The sequence below is a fragment of the Providencia rettgeri genome (assembly GCF_041075285.1).
In the GTDB taxonomy this organism is placed as follows: Bacteria; Pseudomonadota; Gammaproteobacteria; order Enterobacterales; family Enterobacteriaceae; genus Providencia; species Providencia rettgeri_G.
In genome coordinates, this window is the sequence record NZ_CP163512.1 from 182,386 (window position 1) to 202,056 (window position 19,671).

Here is a 19,671-nt window from a genome sequence, read left to right on the forward strand (position 1 = left end):
TCTGTTTTATATTCCAATATACCTAAATTGTATTAATGATTAAAAAATCGGTTAATTGCGTGTTGGTGGTAGCAGTCAATTAACCGAGTATGCTGAAATGCGGGATAACTTAGCGTTTCATTGAGCTAATAAATGTTGCTCCCCAAATAATCAAGCCTTTCACAATGTATTGAACATAAGGAGAAATACCTAGTAAATTCAATCCATTATTTAACACGCCAAGGATCATTGCTCCAATTAGTGTACCGATGATCATGCCACGCCCACCCGCAATGGAAGCGCCACCTAATACGACAGCAGCAATCGCATCTAATTCAAAGCCGACTCCAGCATTTGGTTGCCCACTCATGACTCGTGACGTAAAAATTAACCCTGCAAATGCCGCGGTAAAACCACTTATTACATAAACCAACATTTTGTAGCGCTCAACTCGAATACCACTTAAGCGAGCAGCTTCTTCATTACCGCCGATGGCATAAATATAACGGCCAAAGGAGACATGGTTTAAGACAACGTAAAAAATAAGATAAAGGCCAAGCATTAATAAAATAGGGACTTGAATGCCCATTAATTCTTCACGCCCCCAGAAGGCAAATTCTTTAGGTAACCCTGAAATTGGATAGCCGCCGGTATAAATTAATGCTAAACCTTTCGCAATAATCATCGCCCCTAATGTGACGATAATTGGTGGCATTTTTCCGTAAGCGGCTAAAATTCCGTTTATAAAGCCAAATGCTATTCCTGATAATAAACCCAGTGCAATAGCTGCATAGGGGTCCATACCATAATATTTCATCAAGCCAGCCATTAAGGTGCCGGATAATGCCATAACTGCACCGACAGATAAATCAATTCCGCCCGTTAAAATGGCAAATGTCATACCGATAGCAATAATGGCGTTAATTGAAACTTGTCGTGCAATAGTCGAAAGGTTATTTACCGTTAAAAAATGCTCGTTAAAAATGGACATGCAGGTAAATAATAGAATTAAACCAACAAGTGGTAAAAATGCCGGTATTTTGGTTAATTTAGAAAAATTAAATTTATTTTTAGTTAAAGGAATTGCACTTTGATTAGACATAGTCGTTACCCTATATAATATTGCCAGCCGCATGCACCATAATCTGAGTCGAGTTAATATCATCTCCAGTTAACTCAGCGGCAATTTCACCATCACGAAAGACCAAAACTCTGTCGCTCACACCAATAACTTCGGGTAATTCAGACGAGATCATAATAATCGAAATCCCTTTTTCAGTGAGCGAGCGCATTAGCTGGTATATTTCTGATTTTGCCCCGACATCAATACCTCGAGTGGGCTCATCAAAAATAAGAATTTTGGCTTGTTTGTTTAGCCAGCGGGCGATAACAACTTTTTGCTGATTACCACCACTTAATGTGGAAACCGCAGTGTGAGGCTCTGGTGTTTTAACTTTTACTTGAGAAATTAAATCAATGGATAAAGTCAGTTCTTTTTTGTTTTGAATTAAAAATAGTTTTTGAGCATGGTTATTCAGCCAAATATTTTCTTTAACAGAGAAGGGTAAAACCAAACCTTGGGTTTTTCGGCTTTCAGGTAATAAGCCAATGCCTAATTGCAGTGCTGCGGCGGCAGATTTAATTTTGACCTCTTTACCGTTTAAAATAACTTTTTTCTTATACGCTTTGTCTGCGCCGATCATGGCAAGGATAGTTTCGGTTCTTCCTGACCCTACAAGGCCCGCTAATCCCAAAATTTCACCTTTTTTCAACTGAATATGATTAATTGGACTATTAGCAAAACGCTGTATTTCAGCATCAAGAATAATCTCTTGTTGGTTGAATTCTCGTTTGTGTGGATAAATATTTTCCACTTCTCGTCCAACCATCATTTCAATAATGACGTCTAAATCAGTTTCATCCACTTTGCGAGAGCCAATATATTGGCCGTCACGTAACACACTAATGGTATCGCATATTTCATAAATTTCTTCTAGGTGATGAGAAATAAAAAACATGCCAACACCTTTGGCCTTTAAATCGCGCATAACATCGAATAAATGATTCGCTTCATTAGGTGTCAGCGTTGCAGTTGGCTCATCTAATACTAAAATTTTGGCATCTAAAGAAAGTGCCTTCGCAATTTCAACAAATTGTTGCTCCGCAATACTTAAATGGCTAATTGGCTCGTCAATATCGATATTGACACCAAGTTCTGCCAACAGCGCTTGGGACTTTTGACGCATGAGTTTTCTATCTAATAAACCAAATTTGTTTTTTAGCTCGCGATTTAAAAAGATATTTTCAAATGCATTTAAATAAGGAATTAGGGAAAACTCTTGGAAAATAATACCAACGCCTGCTTTGATCGCATCTCTATAATTATGAAATGTGTGCTCTTTGCCTTCTATCAGAATTTTTCCGCTATCAGGCTTGTGTATTCCACATAAAACTTTCATTAGCGTAGATTTACCTGCGCCATTTTCACCTAATAATGCGTGAACTTCCCCCTTTTCAAGGGAAAGATTAATATTATCTAACGCCTTAACCCCAGGGAAAGTTTTACTGACATCTTGTAATGCTAATAATTGCATCATATTGCTTCCCTATATTTCTTAACCGCTTAAAAATGGGTAACAAAGTCATCTGGAATAAAGTGATTCCAATATGCATTTAATTATTAATTGTTATGAAGAGGTATTGCACCCTGAACACAAGGTACAGGTGCAATACCACATTAGTCAGTTAGCATTCGATTACCAGTGGAAATCTTTCGCATTTGTTTTGTCGATTAATTTAACATCGATTGGAACTTCTTTTGGTACGTTAGCTCCCCAATATTTCGCCAGACCCATTGCTAAACCAATACGAACTTGGTCCCGAGGGAACTGGGCTGAAGTTGCAATAAATGGTGAGTTACCCTTGGCAATTTCAGCAACAGCTTCAGGTGAACCATCAACACTGACCAGTTTTACATCACGACCAGACGATTCGATAGCTGCTAATGCACCCAGTGAGCCTACATCGTTAACACTGAAAATACCGTTCAAAGTTGGATTCGCTTGCAGCATGTTTTCTGTAACGTTCATCGCCGTATCACGCTCTTGCTTACCATTCAATTTAGTGACAATTTTAATGTTTGGATATTCTTTCATTGCCGCTTCAAAGCCACGAACACGTTCGAGGATCGGTACCACTGGAATACCATCTAAAATAGCCACTTCGCCTTTGCCACCAAGTGCTTCACCTAAGCGTTTACCAGCCATTAAACCCGCATCGTAGTTTTTAGAACCGACGAAAGAGTCAATTGGGCCATTGGCTTGCGCATCAATAGCGATGACCACAACTCCTGCTTTTTTCGCTGCCAGTACCGCCGTTTCTGCACCAACGCTATCAGCAGGATTGATTAACAGAATATCGATTTTTTTCTGTAACATATCTTCGATATCGCTGGTTTGTTTTGACACATCATGAGCCGCATCAGAAATATACAGTTGAGCTCCCATATCGCCAGTTGCGCTCTCTAACGCTTCTTTCATCGTGACGAAATATTCGTTGTTTAATTCTTGAAACGACATGCCAACTGAAACGGGTTTTGCCGTAGCGTTGAACGCCATACCTAAGGTCAGGACACTTGCGGCTACAGCTAATTTTTTGAATTTACTCAACATAAGATGTTCTCCTAAAGAGCGTTTAATTATATGTAGGGTCTTAATTGTCTAGTGTTTATTTAAATTGTTAATTATTACAAACAGTTAGTGCATGTCTATGGCTTGATAACGACTTTAATTGAGTCTGCCGATTTCGCCATGACAAAGGCTTCTTCCCAATCATCAATGGAATAGAAGTGGGTAACGATATCGTCAGCGCTCACTAAGCCACGACTAAAGAGATCGATAGCAACCTCATAGCTGTATGGGCCTAAGTGGGCACCGCGAATATCAAGTTCTTTACGGTCACCAATAATTGACCAGTCAACCGTCGTTTCTTTACCAAATACGCTGAATTCAACAAAACGGCCAAGTTTACGGATCATTTCTAATCCTTGGGTCACGCCAACAGGAGCTCCAGTTGCTTCGATATAAACATCGCAGCCGTAACCTTCGGTCATCTGTTTAACTAACTTGATGGCATCTTCTTTCAGTGGGTTGATCACTACATCAGCCCCCAATTTTTTTGCTAATTCAAGGCGTTCGTCGATAGCATCGATCACAACGAGTTTTTTAGGCGTTTTGAGTTTAGCTACTTGGATCATGCATAGGCCAAGTGGCCCTGCACCAGCAATGACGACGACGTCATTTAAGTCAATATCACCACGGCGCACAGTGTGAATAGCGCAGGCCATGGGTTCGATTAATGCGGCGTCTTTATCAGAGAGTTCATCTGGGATTTTGTGAATGATAGCTCGCTCAGAAAAACGCATATATTCCGCCATTCCTCCATCTGCGACGTCTTTCTGGAACCCATAGATATCATGGGTTTCGCACATCCAGTATTTACCTGATTTACAAAAACGGCACTCCCAGCAAGGGACGATTTGTTCTGCGAGGATACGATCGCCAATTTTTAATTTATATTTTTCAGCAGATCCTTCACCCAATTCTGCAACTCTGCCATAGAACTCGTGACCAGGTACGACAGGTGCTTTGATCCATGGGTCATCACCCCAGAACATTTGTGCACCATCATTGGCTTTGCAGTCTCCCGCACAGATCCCGCAGCCATCCACTTTAATGACAACTTCACGAAAGCCTGCGGTAGGTCTTTTAATATTTTCAAAGCGATAGTCATGGGGTCCATGACAAACAACGGCTTTCATTTTTTCCGGTAGGTTACTCATGTTCTAAAACCTCTTTCTTGTTGTTAGCCCTAATGTTGACGTCAACATTAAGCGTTTTTTTATCGCTAAATTGCTTTGATTTTTTAACGCTTAACGAACAGTTCTGATACGAATGTAAGAAAAATGGTTATTTAATGTTATAAATAAAATAATGCACTTTTAATATGACGACGTCGTCATTTTTGAAAGTATGGGAAGGAAAAATTAAAATTTGTGATTTAACTCTTATTTTTAATTGCCTTCTAGGTACTTTCAATAGGGATGGAAACGTCAATCATGGATTTGTAACGCATTGAAAAATAGCCAGATAAAATAAAATTTATCTCTCGTTTTAGACTCTTTAAGAAATTAATATGAAGCCGAGTATAATTATTTTAATTGTTTTCAGAAGTGGATAATTCATGCAAAAACATTTCAGCTCACATTTTTTGATAAAAGTTTATTTTATTTACATAAAGTAAAGTGATTCAAATCATTAATTAGACGTTATTTTTATTTTCTTTTTATTGAGTAAATTGAAAGAGCAGTAGTAAAAGATTGAAATTTGATTTTTATTAAAATTAAGTATGAATACATAAAATTTGAAAGAAAAAAGGCTTTACTCTGCATTGTATTTAATAAATTCAACCAAGAATAAAGCCAAAAAGTAACAATCAATAATGTCATTTTGTCAGAAATAGGTATTTTTGTGTGGTAGTAATTAGTGGGGGGAGCCCCCACTAGTCGAGTTAAACAATCATTGGCGCAATAATAAATCCAAAGGCAACCCCTGCAATAATTCCGCCTAACCCCGGTAGCATAAAGGGGTGGTTAAGAATATATTTTCCGACGCGGGTTGAACCTGTGGAATCAAATTCAATTGCTGCTAGTGACGTTGGGTAAGTTGGTAACACGAAGACCCCAGTGACGGCGACGAAAGAGGCTAAAATAGCCCATGTTGGCATATCCAAGGCGATGGCTAATGGAATAATAAGTGGTGTGGTTGCCCCTTGGGAATAGAGTAGTGCACAGGTAAAAAACAGTACGACAGCCAATAAGATAGGGTAAGCAGATAACACATCCCCCGCAATCGCTTTGATCTGATCCATATGGGCATCAACAAAAGTGGTACCTAATGTCACAATCCCCAATATAACGGCAAGAGAGCTCATCCCAGAACGGAACGTTGGGGCTAAGACGATAGCATTTGGTGATGTTTTGCAGAAAATAACCATCAAACATGCCGCACTGAGCATACAGATGATAATGATATCACGGGTTCCCATTGGTTTACCGATGTCAAAACCTGGACGTAATTGCGGGAATGCGGCCAAAATGACAATTGCAACGGTGGCGATAAGAAAAACGACAACTGAAAATTTTTCACGGGTGGTGCTTTCGCCTTTTTTCTCTTCGTATTTATGGACTAACCCTTTTTGCAAGCGGTCTAAATAGACTTCATCATCTTCCAGTTCGCAGCCTTGGCGTGAAGCAATAAATGCTGCAACCATCGCTGCAACAAAGGATGCAGGCAAACAAACCGACATAACAACAATAAAAGTCACGCCATTGCCTTCCATAATGGTCAACATGGCAGCCATTGCTGCACTGATTGGCGAGCCTGAAATCGCGATTTGTGAGGCAACGACAGAACCTGCCAATGTGCGAGAAGGACGGATACCAGAATCTTTGGCGATTTCAGCAATAACGGGGAGCATTGAGAAAACAATAAAACCGGTTCCCGCCATAATGGTCATCACCCAAGTAGTGATTGGTGCAATAATGTTTAGGTACTTAGGATTTTTACGCATAAATGTGCTTGCGAGACGGACTAAATAATCCATTCCACCTGCGGCTTGCAATGCGGATGCAGCGACAACAACGGTCATAATAATTAAAATAACATCGACAGGGGGCGAACCTATTGGTAAACCAAATCCAATGGTTAATATTGCTAGCCCTAACCCTCCGCATAGGCCAATACCAATTCCGCCCATACGTATACCGAAGAAAATTGCACCTAGTACAACAATGATCTCTAGCCAAACCATAATCGTCTCCAATAGACAATATACTGTCATAAGTAATAGAATTTATAAAATTGATTATTTTTAATAATGGTTAAATATTTACTGTGAATTCTGGCTTGTTATTAAATGTGATTTTCCAACTCGATTTTCATACCATTGAATACCAGCTCTAACTAAAGAGCTGGTTGAGTCTATATATTTATCGGGATATTTATTAACTTCATTAACTAAAATGACAGGAACTTCAGTACACCCTAAAATGATGACCTCAGCGCCACGTGAAAATAATAAATCAGCTTGAGATTTCATAATTTCCTCAGCCAAATCTTTATTTCCAGATTTTAATAAATAAATACTTTTCATTACTCGTTTCTGGCTTTCATCATCTGGTGTAATACAGTTTAATTTTTCTTGTTCAATACTTTTTTGGTAAAGTCCCATATACATGGTTGCATTAGTCGCCAATAAGCCGATATTCTTTTTCTGAGTTAATAGAACTTCATGCATTGTCGTTTCAACAATGCTGAGCATATCCACATGGCAAGCATTTTTTAATTCATCGAACCAAAAATGAGCAGTATTACAAGGGATAACAATGCATTCTGCGCCCGCATCTTCGAGTTTCTTTAAGTAATCAGTCATTAAGGGGAGTGGTGAAACACCATGGTTAAGCAATGCTTCTGTACGATCTGGAATATCAGGAATGGATGAGATAATTAATGGAATATGTTCTTGGTCTTTATTGGCAACAGTATATGTTACAAACTTATTAAATAAATCTACGGTTGCTGCTGGGCCCATTCCACCTAATACACCAATTAAACCTTTCATTATTACGCTCCTGCGTTTTTTATCTTTTTTGATTTAAGATAAATTAGACGCGATATTACTTAACTTATTTAACATGAAATATATTGTTTAATTAATTATTAACGAGAGTTTCTAATTAATTATGACTTAGTTTTTAGCAATGTTTTTTAGGGAAGAGAAATGCAAGTAAGTATGGCGTGATGCAAGATATGCATTAAGATTTTAATATTAACTCGGATGAACGCAATGAAATGACGGGCAAACCTTGAATATAATTGGGTTTGATGGAGATGCTTGTGTTTATAAAAAATAAAGTTTGATTTTTATTAATGTTTGAAACGTTAACCTTATGCATAATACAAATAACAGACCTACAATTTAAGTATGATAATTTAACTATCGATTAACTAAATATACCAATAAAAATCTCATTATTATTTTATATTTTAACAGCAAGTCTGCTTAAGGCTTAATAACATGAAAAATATAGAAACAAAATGGTTGTACGATTTTTTAACTTTGGAATCTTGCCGACATTTTTCCCATGCAGCTGAGCAGAGAAATATTTCACAGCCCGCTTTTAGTCGGCGTATCAAAGCGTTAGAGGAGGCTATCGGAGTGGAATTGTTCGATAGAACCACGTCTCCCTTGCAGTTATCTGAAGAGGGGAAAGTGTTCCATTCTCAAGCTCGCAGTCTGCTACAGCAGTTGGAATGTAACCTGAATGAGTTATCAGGGCATAACATTTTAAGCTTACCGAATATTAAAATTGCGGCGGCGCATTCTTTATCACTAACACTGCTTCCGAAACTTGTTCATGCGTTGTCGGGGTTCGGGGAAGAGTTTGTTTATCATGTTGAAGCTATTGACGTAGTGCAAGTGGTGAATGCACTCAGAGAAGGGAAAAGTGATTTTATCATTTCATTTTATGATGAGGATTTAATGCAATCCCCGTTTTCCTGTTTGAATGTTTTTGAATCTGAGCTGTACCCTATTTGCGCGGCAGATGAATTTGGTAAACCGTTATTCGATATTTATCAACCTCAAGTGCCATTACTGAATTATACCAGTGCTTCATATATGGGGCGGTTAGTCAATCGTCGGTTAAGTGAGTTCGGTGCAATTAATTCAAAAACATTGTTTATGTCATCCATGAGCGAATTATTAAAAAACATGGCACTGGATGGCCATGGTATTGCATGGTTGCCAATTTATTCCGTGGTGAATGAATTAAAAGAAAAGAAGCTGGTTTGTCTTGATACACCGGAGTTAACGATCCCAATTCAAGCTTATATTTACCGTATGGATACTCGTTTAAATAAAACTGCCGAAGATTTTTGGCGCATCTTGAAGAGAAATATTCCAGAAGACTTAAAGCATTTGTAAAATGAGATAAAACCCCTATAACGCAAAAACCCGCCTTTTGGGCGGGTTCTCTAAATAAGGTGGTGCCCGGACTCGGAATCGAACCAAGGACACGGGGATTTTCAATCCCCTGCTCTACCGACTGAGCTATCCGGGCAACGGAGCGTATTAAACCTGATTTCAGAGGGCGAGTCAAGGCGGTTTCTAAAAACTTTCGACTGTATGCGCTTTTTTTCAACATGTTAGCTAATTTTTAAACGAAACTCCCTAAAAATCGTCAGGACAATGAAGCCCCTCGTCGTTGAACGAGGGACTTTTGTACGTCGATGTTAGCGCAGATATTTTTTTTGTGCTTTGTTCACTTTGATTAAATAGTTTCGTGACTCTGCCGCAGGGTGTTTTGTCGATAAAATTTCATACACTTCACCCGGTTCTAAGTGATTAATGCGCTGGGCCGCTTGCTTTTTATCACTATGGAAGACGCGTAGAACGCTACCTGCACCGCCATTGTATGCGGTAATAACGGCATAACGGCGAGAAGTCTGATTGCGAATGTCCCCTAAGTAGCTGTTTTGCAAGATAGCTAAATAAGCGGTACCCGTATCAATGTTCTTTTCTGGGTCGAATAAGTAACTGCGGCTTGGTACGCCGGATTTGCCTTGGGAGCGGAAAACGTCCTTTCCTGCGGTATTCGGCATGATTTGCATCAACCCTAATGCATCTGAACGGCTGACTGCATAAGGGTTAAAACTGGATTCAATTTGCATAATGGCTAGAATTAACGATTCATCGACACCATATTTTGCTGACGACTTTTTAATATACGGCAAATATTTGTGGGCGCGTTTATCTAAATGGTTAGGCACTAATTGCATTGTGACTGACCAAACAATGTTCATGCCAGATTGGCGACGCTGTATTTTATTTTCTATCAGATAATCTGCAAATTTTGTTGCTCGCCATTCCCAACGAATCGCTTCCCCTGTGTTATCTAGCACCTGACCAAATAAAAATGGCTCTTTACTGTGGGGGATATTGTTAATATCGGAATAGAGATCGATAGAGTTAGGATCATCGCCCATCAATAAAGTGGTGACAATCGCTTTTTTGAGGTGTTGTGATGGTTCTACAGCGGAAATGGTCTCAACCGTGATGGTCCCTGCATCGAAATTAATATGACTACGAGTACGGTATTCGTCCGTATATTTAACGTAATCTTTGGGCCCCGCAATTAGGACTTCCTTTATACCCCAAATATTTTCGATATTATGGGCAAACTGGCCCATTAAAATATCAAACCCATTGGTGTCTTTGACATAATCAGGGTTAAAGTCCGTTTTTTGATTGCTGGAACAAGAAATAATTAAAGGGATCAACACACTTAGGGCAAATAGTTTTTTCATACGATCCACAGTATTGGTGCAAACGTCTACCCACAGAGTAGGTAGACAGACAGATTATTTTTCAGGTGTATAGCCGTCAATGTGAATATCATGGCCTTCAAATAGGAACTTGACCATTTCTTGTTCTAACATTTTACGATCGTCTGGGTTCATTGTATTGAGTTTCTTTTCATTAATTAGCATGGTTTGTTTTGCCATCCATTGGCTCCATGCTTCTTTGGAAATCTCATTAAAAATACGTTTCCCTAACTCACCTGGGTAAAGTTGAAAATCTTGCCCATCTGCGTCACGTTGTAAGAATGTACAAAAAATCGTTCTACTCATTAAATTTTCCTCAAATATCAGGTAGTAAGGCGAGCTGTTTTAATAAACTTTCAACTGGGGCGGCAAGGCCGATAGTTGCGCCTAGGTGTAAGTTATACCAGAGTCCTTTGCCTTCATCCATGGCAGAATTAAATGTCTGAATTTTAACCTTTACAGGGATAATATCTAAATGAAAATGGCTAAATGTGTGGCGAAAGGCGATTAATTGCTCGGGAGCTTCATGGGAAAGCCCTGAACCTGCTAACCATGTTGTTAATTGTTCGCAAGATCCAAACTGTGGGAAAGCAAATAATCCCCCCCAAATACCTGATGGGGGACGCTGTTCTAGCCACACATTGTCATCGTGTTGCAAAATCAAAAACCAAGCGCTTTTCTCTGGAATTTTCTGCTTTGGTTTTTTCCCCGGATATTCTTGCCATGAATTATTGGCATAGGCAATACAGCCAAAGTTTAGCGGACAAAGCTCGCATTTCGGTTTACTGCGGGTGCAAACCATCGCACCTAAGTCCATCATTGCTTGGTTAAAAAATTCCACACCATCTCTTGGCGTGACATCAGTACTTATTTCCCATAGACGGTTTTCGACGTCTTTTTTACCCGGCCAGCCACCGATGGCGTAAGCCCGCGCTAACACGCGTTTCACATTGCCGTCCAAAATAGGGTAATGCTGTTGTTGGGATAAAGATAAAATAGCCCCTGCGGTGGAGCGACCAACCCCCGGCAAGGCTAACACGTCATCGAAAGTTGTCGGGAACTTGCCATCATACTGACTGGCAACGACTTTCGCGGCTTTGTGTAAATTACGTGCACGGGCATAATAGCCAAGACCTGTCCATAAATGTAAAACTTCATCCAACGGTGCATTGGCGAGGGCGGTAATATCCTCAAAACGAGAAATAAACTTCTCAAAATAAGGAATAACAGTACTGACTTGGGTTTGCTGTAGCATGACCTCGGATAGCCACACATGGTAAGAGGATTTTTCCTGCTGCCAGGGTAATGTTTTGCGACCATATTTGTGATACCAGTCGAGCACGGCACGTGAAAATTGTTGAGCTTCCATTGAATACTTTATTTCTATCAATTTTTTAATAATGTTAAGGATTGCAACATAGACACGATAGGCTGTAAACCGCTTATTGTGTGGTTTAGTGTAAAGTTAGCCAATTATCAACTGCAACCTTGTAGAAGTTTTGCTAAACTCCTACTCTTACCCTGTATGTTGTGGTTAGCTAATTAACCTAGCGGATTGAATTACCAAGGGTAATTTAAACATAATTGCTATTTACTAGCCTTATAGAACTTGATCGTTGGCACATTAACTTAATTGGGCAACTATTTTTAGAACCTTTATTATGATCAATAATGTTATCTCCCCCGAATATAATGAAGAAGGGCGGGTTATGCGCCGTGTCCGTAGTTTTGTCCGCCGTCAAGGGCGTCTGACAAAACGTCAGGAAGACGCATTAGAAAAAGAATGGGCCGAAATGGGGATTGATTTTGTCAATGAACCCTTTGATTTCGCCAAAGTATTCAGTAACTCAAATCCAGTAACACTGGAAATTGGGTTTGGTATGGGTGCCTCATTAGTGACCATGGCATCGCAAAATCCACAGCAAAACTTTTTGGGTATTGAAGTGCATGCACCGGGGGTAGGGGCATGCTTAGCATCGGCAAAAGAAGAAAAGGTCAGCAATGTCCGTGTGATGTGCCATGATGCTATTGAAGTGCTGGATTGCATGGTGCCAAATGAGAGCCTTGCGATGGTTCAGTTATTTTTCCCTGATCCATGGCATAAAGCAAAACACAATAAACGCCGCATTGTTCAAGTGCCATTTGCTGAGAAAATTCGCAGTAAATTGGTGGTTGGCGGTGTTTTCCATATGGCGACAGATTGGGAGCCGTATGCAGAGCATATGCTTGAAGTCATGACGAGTGTCGAAGGGTATAAAAATTTATCACCAACAGGTGATTATGTTCCTCGTCCAAGCTCAAGACCTGAAACAAAATTTGAAAAGCGAGGCCAGCGGTTAGGGCACGGTGTATGGGATTTAATGTTTGAGAGGATCAAATAATGGCTAAACAACCACGTAGTCGTCGTTTACGTAAAAAAATGCGCTTGGATGAATTCCAAGAGTTAGGTTTTACGGTTAAATGGAGCTTTAAAGAAGGTACACCGATTGAAGATGTTGACACCACCGTTGACCAACTGATTGCTGAAGTTATCGAACCAAATGGTTTAGCATTTGAAGCGAGCGGCTACCTGAGCTGGGAAGGGACTGTCTGCCTACAGAAAATTGGTAAATGTACCGAAGAACACCGTCAACTGGTAGAAAACTGGCTAAAATCAAAAGGAATGAACGACGTTATTGTTTCTGAACTGTTTGATGTTTGGTGGGAATAATCACTTTTTAGTTGATTAAATTTCGCTAAATAAATAGGCTGAGTTTTTCAGTGTTTGAAGAGGCATCCAATATTTGGGTGCCTTTATTTTCTGGAGTAAAAGTTTTGAGTGCTATGTTTTCTAACCAGCTACTTAACGACATTCTAGACCAAGTTCGACCGCTAATCGGTCAAGGTTGTGTTGCCAACTATATTCCTGCTTTAGGTTGTGTGCCTTCTCATCATCTCGGTATTGCCGTCTCCACCATTGAAGGTGATGTTTTTACTGCGGGGGATGCCCATCAACGTTTTTCCATTCAATCTATTTCGAAAGTGTTAAGCCTGACACTGGCTATGACACGCTACGAAGAAAATGAAATCTGGCGTCGTGTAGGCAAAGAGCCATCAGGGCTGCCGTTTAATTCATTAATTCAAATCGAAATGGAAAAAGGGATCCCTCGTAATCCCTTTATTAATGCAGGTGCAATTGTCATTGCAGATATGTTGCAGTCACGTCTTAGTGCACCAAAACAGCGTATGTTAGAGTTTGTCCGAAAGTTAGCCTGTGAACCGGACATTAGCTACGACACTGTTGTTGCTCGTTCTGAAATGGAGCACGCAAGTCGCAATGCGGCAATTGCATACTTAATGAAATCATTCGGCAATTTTGAAAATGATGTTTTGACAGTGCTGGAAACTTATTTTCATTATTGTTCTCTAAGTATGAGTTGTGTTGAATTAGCGAGATGTTTTTCTTATTTAACATCGCAAGGAATATCATCTTGCTCCATAGATCCCATTATCACCCCCTTACAATCAAGGCAAATTAATGCGTTGATGATGACATGTGGTATGTATGATGGCTCTGGTGAATTTGCATTTCGTATTGGAATGCCAGGGAAATCAGGTGTTGGTGGCGGTATTGTTTGTGTGGTTCCTAATCAATTTACCGTCGCAGTGTGGTCACCTGAACTTGATGCAGCAGGGAACTCTTTGGTAGGTTGCGCTGCTTTAGAGCTATTATCGAAACGAATTGGGCGTTCAGTTTTTTAATTAATTCAACGCCTTCTAGGAGATGTTATGTTACGCCGTACATTAGTTGCATTTTCACTATTAGCAAGTGCCGCGAGCCAAGCTGCGGACTATAACTGCTCGGTAACACCGAAAGATGATATTTTCATGACGCCAGAAAGCGTGCAAGTTATTGGTCGCAGTGGCGATTTAGTGATTACACCAAATGGTGATATTACCTTAAATGGCAAAAATATTGCGGCGACAGATGCGCAGAAACAGCAAGCGATCCGTTATCAATCAGCTATTCGGAACGATTTGCCTTGGATAAAACAAGAGTCTGAGAAAAAATTGGCAACGTCACGTGAAACGGTAGATAAAGTGGTTGTGAAGGTGATTGGCAGCGACAGTAATGTGCGTAAGCGTCTCACTAAATTAGAAAAAGACCTGAATGCTCAAATCAACCAAATCATTGAAACTCGCCCAAATGGCTATGTTTTTCATCATGAAGCGATGAAAAATGTGGAAGCAAAAGGCAAGCAATTGGTGAACGAAAGTTTGGGGGGAATTTTACAAGATAGTATAAATGAAATGGGGCGCAAGCAACTGTTATCAGGCGGTGATGCCAACCAAGCGCTACAAGGTATGCTAGGTAATTTAGGTGGTTTGCAGAAAGAACTTGAAACAGAATGGAAAAAGCAAGAGAAAAGCTTTCAATTGTTTGGTGTTCAAGTGTGTTCAAAAGTGACGAGTATTGAGCAACAACGTGTTTCTTTATTAAATTCCCTTAAAGCAAATTAAACAATTTTTTAAATCGCTAAAAACAGCCATATGCTTAATGCATGGCTGTTTTTTATTTGTGGGTTATTATTTTTCTTGATAAGTGTGATTCCAATTCCATTAATGGGAATGAAAATGAAATTGATTCTTATTTGATTGACATATAAGTACTGGTCTTTACAATGCGAGTTTGGCTTAATGACTTAATTGGGATCGTTTAAATGAAAAAGTTCATTCCTGCTTTACTTGTTTCTGTATTGTCATTCTCTGCACCTTTAGCCCTAGGCGCTGAATCTACCGTTTTCACTCCAAATGCTGTCACTGCCCAAAGTGCTGAAAAAGTGACCATTAAGCATTTATCGGGAGAAACGGAAGTGATTAAAAAACCTAAAAAAGTGGTTTTATTTGACTTTGGTGTATACGACTCAATGCAAAAACTGGGTTTAGGCGATAACGTTGTGGCTTTACCTACCGCAAATGCCCCTGCTTATGTAAAAGGGAGCATTCCTGCTTCAATGGAAAATGCTGGCGGCATGAAACAGCCAGATCTTGCTAAAATTGAACAATTAAAACCGGATTTAATTGTGATCACGGGGCGTCAGGGGAAATCATACGAAGCATTATCCAAAATTGCGCCAACCATTAATTTAGGCTCTGATAGCAAACATTATATTGAGTCAGTGAAAGCCAACTTAATGGTGCTGGGGGACTTATACGGTAACCAAAAGACCGTTGACGAACAAATCATTCAGCTAGACAAGACCATTGCAGATGCTCAGAAAAAAGCGGCTGATGCTAAGAAAAAAGTGCTAGTGTTAATGCACAACGATGGCAAATTAATCCCAAGTAACCAAGCGGTAGTTTACGATGTGGTAAAAGCCCAACGGGCGGAATTACCGGTTGATGAAAATGCGGATAAATCTAAACGCCGTGTTGTTGATACCAAAACCATTGCACAAGCAAACCCTGATGTGATCTTAATCGTTGATCGAAGTGAAGCTATTGGTGCTGGGAAATTAGAAAAATCAGTTTTTGAAGACACCAACATTCAAGAAACAAAAGCGTATAAAGACGGTAAAATCACTTACCTACAATCTGATCTGTGGTACTTATCAGGTGGTGGGTTTGTTAGCTTAACAGAGCAAATTAACGCGGTGGTTAACGCACTTTAATGCATATTCGCCGTTGTTCTTGGGGGCGTTTATCTTTGAAGGTCAATTTTTATTCGAGTTAAAGTTATTTTAGGCAAGGGGAGAGGCTCGCCGCCGAGTGAACACGGCAAGAGCCTCTCAACGTAGCATTAAATGAGTGAACGTGCTTTAATTGAACCCACAGGGCAGCGTTTAGGGACAATAGTTGATTCAAATCGTCGTCAGTCAGCACGACGGGTACATTGATCCATTTTTTAGGTTGTTTCTTAACCTTTTTTAGCGGTAAAAATCAGCAGCCAAGATAAACAGCCCCTCGTGATGGCGGCAATATGAAATACCCTTATTGTTATTTTTGTCGATCTCATTTTTATTTCTAATAAAAAGCCCGTAGGGTCACTTCATTCATCTTATGTTTCGCGGGCTTTCATCAATTCACTGACGTGATTATTCCTCGCCTAAAAATAGCTCTAACAGCGAGTTAAGAAATAATTTTCCATGCTCTGTGATTTGCCATTCATCAGCTGTTTCAGTGATATAACCTTTGGCTAGAGCTTCATCAAGGGCGGGTCTTACAGTTAATTCTGACAAACCAGTGTATTGAGTAAACTCTTGGCGAGGCATAGCTTCAAGTAATCGGAAGCGGTTCATGAAATATTCAAATGGCTTATCTTCAGCTTTCACATCATAAGACTGATGGGTGTAGCGACCTTCCATATAACCCCGTGGGTGCTTGGTTTTTACCGTACGTAAAATCCGCCCATCTTCAAAGGTAATTTTGCCATGGGCACCACAGCCAATCCCAAGATAATCACCAAAACGCCAGTAATTGAGGTTGTGTTCGCACTGAAACCCCGGTTTGGCATAGGCCGAGGTTTCATATTGAACATACCCCGCAGCGCTAAGTAGCTTGTGACCTTCAGTGTAAATATCCCATAGCGTATCGTCATCAGGCAGAGTCGGTGGTCTTGAACCGAATTGTGTATTGGGTTCAATCGTTAGCTGATACCAAGACAAATGGGGGGGAGCCAGTTCAATGGCTTGTTTTAAATCTGACAAGCCCTCATCACGAGTTTGTGCGGGTAAGCCATGCATTAAATCAAGATTGAAACTGCGTAAGTTGAGGTTAGCCGCCAGTTTTGCTGCACGTTTTGCTTCTTCAGCGCCATGAATGCGACCTAAAGTGATCAGCTTGTCATTACCAAAACTTTGCACACCGATTGAAATACGATTGATACCTGCGGCTTGGTAACCCGAAAAACGATCAGCTTCCACTGTTCCGGGATTGGCTTCCATGGTGACTTCGGCATGCGGATCTAATTGGATACGAGTGCGAACACCATCCATCAATGCTTGCATGGCTTCAGCTGTCAGCAAGCTCGGTGTTCCCCCCCCGATAAAAATCGTTTTAACGGGGCGGTTACCAATCAATTTCGCATCAATATTTAAGTCAGCTAATAAGTGCTCAACATATTCTTTTTGCGGGATCTCCCCTTTCAGGGTATGCGAATTAAAGTCGCAATATGGGCACTTTTGTACACACCAAGGAATATGGATATATAAGCTCAGTGGTGGCAATTTATCCATCTTTTAGGGCATCCAGCATCATTGCTAAGGCTTTACCACGATGGGAAACAGCTTGTTTTTCTGCTTTACTTAATTGGGCGGAAGTACAACCGAGTTCTGGCACGTAAAAGATAGGGTCGTAACCGAAACCCCCTTGTCCTTTACGTTCACGAGTGATAATGCCGTGCCAACGGCCGTGAAAGACCAGTGGCGTAGGATCTTCGGCATGGCGCAGATAAACCAACACGCAGTTAAATTGTGCCTGACGCTGACCATCAGGCACATCTTTCATTGCATCCAATAGTTTAACGAGGTTTTGCTCGTCCGTTGCATCTTCCCCTGCATAGCGTGCCGAGTAGATCCCCGGCGCGCCACCAAGCGCATCAACTGAGATCCCTGAATCATCGGCGATCGCAGGTAAACCCGTTTGTGCCGCAGCGTGTCGAGCTTTTAGGATCGCATTTTCAATAAAGGTTAAACCAGTCTCTTCTGCGGACTCAACGCCCAATGACGTTTGTGCAACGATATCCATGCCGAAATCGCGGAGTAGGTCAGCTAACTCATTTACCTTGCCGGGATTACCGGTGGCTAAAACAACTTTTTGCATCGTTTAAAACTCGTTTTTACATAATACCAATGGAATACATCATCGCGGTCAATGATGGGTCAATCATCAGGGAAATATCCACACGTAAATAATTCAAGGCAATTAAGATAAACATCACAATCATTGCGGAGAAATCTAAGCCTCCCATTGCGGGGATAATACGGCGAATTGGTGCCATTAATGGCTCAGTTAATTGGTATAATAAATAGTCAACAGGATTACGGCCTTGGCTGACCCAACTGAGGATTGCGCGGATCAATATCATCCAAAAAACCAATTTACCAGCGTATGTTAGCAGTAAGATGATCCCCATTGGTAGAATAGTCACGCCTAAGATAGGCAGTAAGTTGGTTACCCACATGCCAAAAATAATCGCTGCAATGGCTAAAACGAAGGCAACAACAACGGATGCGCTATCAATTGAGCCGATTGCTGGGATCACACGGCGCAGAGGTGCCACGATAGGCTGTGTGGCTTTTACCACAAACTTGGAAAATGGATTATAGAAATCTGCACGGACACACTGCATCCAAACGCGGAGCAGTAACACAAAAATATACAGTTGGATCAAAGTAGTAACGACAAATACTAAAGTCTTCATGGCTCATTCCGCGATTAATTAAAAAAGTTTTTCCATTTCTTCTGCTCTGTTGATGGCACTTTGCATCGCGTTAGCAACAGTTTGCGGAAGGTTTTCATTGTAAAATTGCTCTAAAGCCATCGCGGTGGTACCGCCTTTAGAGGTGACTTGTTCACGTAAGGTTGAAAAAGCCGTGTCGTGCTGGGATTTTGCCAGTTCAACGGAGCCTTCAATGGCATTGAGCACTAATTCACGTGCTTGCACGGCATCATAGCCGAGTTGCTCTGCTTTTTGTTGCATGGCTTCCATAAACAAAAAGAAATAAGCAGGTGAACTCCCGGTAATTGCGATGATATTATTGATTTCTTGCTCTTTTTGGCACCAAATTGTCGAACCTACACTTTGCATCAATTGTTGTGCGAATTGTTTATCTTGCTCAGTCACTTTGGCTTGCGCAAATAACCCGCTAACACCTTTACCAACCAAAGAAGGGGTGTTTGGCATGATGCGCACTAAATTCAATTGATGGGAAAAATAGTCGTTATAGCGTTCTGCGGGAATGCCAGCAGCTATAGTTAGCACTAACTTTTTATCAAAATCAGTCGCATTTTTCAGTGGCTCACAAACTTCTTTCATCATTTGTGGTTTAACCGCTAGCACAATGACATCTGCGTGCTTAACTGCTGCAAGGTTATCATCACTGCTAATAACGCCATATTGTGAGGCAATTTTATCTCGGCGTACTGGCGTTGGAGAACAAACAGTGATCATCGATGCGGGGTAACCGTGGCTAACGAGCCCTGCGATGATTGCGTGAGCCATATTCCCAGCTCCGATGAAAGCAATTTTACGGTGTTGCATTCTGTT

19 protein-coding genes and 1 tRNA gene are annotated in these 19,671 nt (G+C 40.6%); 6 read left to right on the forward strand and 14 right to left on the reverse strand.

Annotated elements, in window-relative coordinates:
• Positions 1 to 109: 109 nt before the first annotated feature.
• The 6 genes from AB6N04_RS00830 to AB6N04_RS00855 all read right to left on the reverse strand — a co-directional run bounded on the left by AB6N04_RS00830 (position 110) and on the right by AB6N04_RS00855 (position 7,659).
• Positions 110 to 1,081: an ABC transporter permease gene (locus tag AB6N04_RS00830; RefSeq protein WP_369310071.1), complete on the reverse strand. Its 972-nt coding sequence runs from the start codon at positions 1,079 to 1,081 to the stop codon at positions 110 to 112.
• A 10-nt stretch (positions 1,082 to 1,091) separates the two neighbouring features.
• Positions 1,092 to 2,576: a sugar ABC transporter ATP-binding protein gene (locus tag AB6N04_RS00835; RefSeq protein ID WP_369310072.1), complete on the reverse strand. Its 1,485-nt coding sequence runs from the start codon at positions 2,574 to 2,576 to the stop codon at positions 1,092 to 1,094.
• A 159-nt stretch (positions 2,577 to 2,735) separates the two neighbouring features.
• Complete coding sequence (locus AB6N04_RS00840; RefSeq protein ID WP_004905241.1) at positions 2,736 to 3,650, reverse strand: ABC transporter substrate-binding protein; 915 nt, start codon at positions 3,648 to 3,650, stop codon at positions 2,736 to 2,738.
• A gap of 95 nt (positions 3,651 to 3,745) precedes the next feature.
• Positions 3,746 to 4,819: an alcohol dehydrogenase catalytic domain-containing protein gene (locus AB6N04_RS00845; protein WP_369310073.1), complete on the reverse strand. Its 1,074-nt coding sequence runs from the start codon at positions 4,817 to 4,819 to the stop codon at positions 3,746 to 3,748.
• A 728-nt stretch (positions 4,820 to 5,547) separates the two neighbouring features.
• Positions 5,548 to 6,849 carry an anaerobic C4-dicarboxylate transporter gene (locus AB6N04_RS00850; RefSeq protein ID WP_369310074.1) on the reverse strand — a complete coding sequence of 434 codons (1,302 nt, stop codon included), beginning with the start codon at positions 6,847 to 6,849 and terminating at the stop codon, positions 5,548 to 5,550.
• Positions 6,850 to 6,927: 78 nt separating this feature from the next.
• On the reverse strand, positions 6,928 to 7,659 hold the full coding sequence (locus AB6N04_RS00855) for an aspartate/glutamate racemase family protein (protein WP_369310075.1): 732 nt from the start codon (positions 7,657 to 7,659) through the stop codon (positions 6,928 to 6,930).
• Positions 7,660 to 8,115: 456 nt separating this feature from the next.
• Between AB6N04_RS00855 and hypT the strand changes: the two genes are divergently transcribed.
• Entirely contained in the window at positions 8,116 to 9,024 is a 909-nt protein-coding gene (gene hypT / locus AB6N04_RS00860; RefSeq protein ID WP_369310076.1) for a hypochlorite stress DNA-binding transcriptional regulator HypT, read from the forward strand.
• 60 nt (positions 9,025 to 9,084) lie between these two features.
• On the opposite strand, the gene AB6N04_RS00865 is transcribed toward hypT, so the two are convergent.
• The 4 genes from AB6N04_RS00865 to mutY all read right to left on the reverse strand — a co-directional run bounded on the left by AB6N04_RS00865 (position 9,085) and on the right by mutY (position 11,793).
• Positions 9,085 to 9,160, reverse strand: a tRNA-Phe gene (locus tag AB6N04_RS00865).
• A 172-nt stretch (positions 9,161 to 9,332) separates the two neighbouring features.
• Positions 9,333 to 10,406, reverse strand: coding sequence for a membrane-bound lytic murein transglycosylase MltC (gene mltC, locus AB6N04_RS00870; RefSeq protein WP_369310077.1), 1,074 nt, complete (start codon positions 10,404 to 10,406; stop codon positions 9,333 to 9,335).
• A gap of 54 nt (positions 10,407 to 10,460) precedes the next feature.
• Positions 10,461 to 10,730 (reverse strand): oxidative damage protection protein, encoded by a 270-nt coding sequence (locus AB6N04_RS00875; protein ID WP_369310078.1) that lies wholly within the window; start codon positions 10,728 to 10,730, stop codon positions 10,461 to 10,463.
• Between the two features lie 10 nt (positions 10,731 to 10,740).
• On the reverse strand, positions 10,741 to 11,793 hold the full coding sequence (gene mutY / locus AB6N04_RS00880; RefSeq protein ID WP_369310079.1) for an A/G-specific adenine glycosylase: 1,053 nt from the start codon (positions 11,791 to 11,793) through the stop codon (positions 10,741 to 10,743).
• Between the two features lie 292 nt (positions 11,794 to 12,085).
• On the opposite strand from mutY, the gene trmB reads away from it, so the two are divergent.
• The 5 genes from trmB to AB6N04_RS00905 all read left to right on the forward strand — a co-directional run bounded on the left by trmB (position 12,086) and on the right by AB6N04_RS00905 (position 16,075).
• A complete protein-coding gene (gene trmB / locus AB6N04_RS00885) occupies positions 12,086 to 12,805 on the forward strand; it encodes a tRNA (guanosine(46)-N7)-methyltransferase TrmB (RefSeq protein WP_369310080.1) in 720 nt (239 codons plus the stop codon).
• Positions 12,805 to 13,134, forward strand: a complete 330-nt coding sequence (locus AB6N04_RS00890) for a YggL family protein (RefSeq protein ID WP_369310081.1) — start codon at positions 12,805 to 12,807, stop codon at positions 13,132 to 13,134. Before trmB ends, AB6N04_RS00890 begins: the two co-directional genes overlap by 1 nt.
• Positions 13,135 to 13,238: 104 nt before the next feature.
• Positions 13,239 to 14,165, forward strand: coding sequence for a glutaminase B (gene glsB, locus AB6N04_RS00895; RefSeq protein ID WP_369310082.1), 927 nt, complete (start codon positions 13,239 to 13,241; stop codon positions 14,163 to 14,165).
• A gap of 27 nt (positions 14,166 to 14,192) precedes the next feature.
• Positions 14,193 to 14,924 carry a DUF2884 family protein gene (locus AB6N04_RS00900; RefSeq protein WP_369310083.1) on the forward strand — a complete coding sequence of 244 codons (732 nt, stop codon included), beginning with the start codon at positions 14,193 to 14,195 and terminating at the stop codon, positions 14,922 to 14,924.
• A 200-nt stretch (positions 14,925 to 15,124) separates the two neighbouring features.
• The gene (locus AB6N04_RS00905) at positions 15,125 to 16,075 is read left to right on the forward strand and encodes an ABC transporter substrate-binding protein (RefSeq protein ID WP_369310084.1); all 951 of its coding nucleotides are present in this window, start codon (positions 15,125 to 15,127) and stop codon (positions 16,073 to 16,075) included.
• A gap of 423 nt (positions 16,076 to 16,498) precedes the next feature.
• Here AB6N04_RS00905 and hemW read toward each other — a convergent pair whose 3' ends face one another.
• The 4 genes from hemW to proC are packed head-to-tail and all read right to left on the reverse strand — an operon-like array spanning position 16,499 to position 19,665.
• On the reverse strand, positions 16,499 to 17,638 hold the full coding sequence (gene hemW / locus AB6N04_RS00910) for a radical SAM family heme chaperone HemW (protein ID WP_369310085.1): 1,140 nt from the start codon (positions 17,636 to 17,638) through the stop codon (positions 16,499 to 16,501).
• The gene (gene rdgB, locus AB6N04_RS00915; RefSeq protein WP_369310086.1) at positions 17,631 to 18,224 is read right to left on the reverse strand and encodes an RdgB/HAM1 family non-canonical purine NTP pyrophosphatase; all 594 of its coding nucleotides are present in this window, start codon (positions 18,222 to 18,224) and stop codon (positions 17,631 to 17,633) included. Before rdgB ends, hemW begins: the two co-directional genes overlap by 8 nt.
• A gap of 16 nt (positions 18,225 to 18,240) precedes the next feature.
• A complete protein-coding gene (locus AB6N04_RS00920) occupies positions 18,241 to 18,825 on the reverse strand; it encodes a YggT family protein (RefSeq protein WP_369310087.1) in 585 nt (194 codons plus the stop codon).
• Between the two features lie 18 nt (positions 18,826 to 18,843).
• Entirely contained in the window at positions 18,844 to 19,665 is an 822-nt protein-coding gene (gene proC, locus AB6N04_RS00925; protein ID WP_369310088.1) for a pyrroline-5-carboxylate reductase, read from the reverse strand.
• Positions 19,666 to 19,671 lie beyond the last annotated feature (6 nt).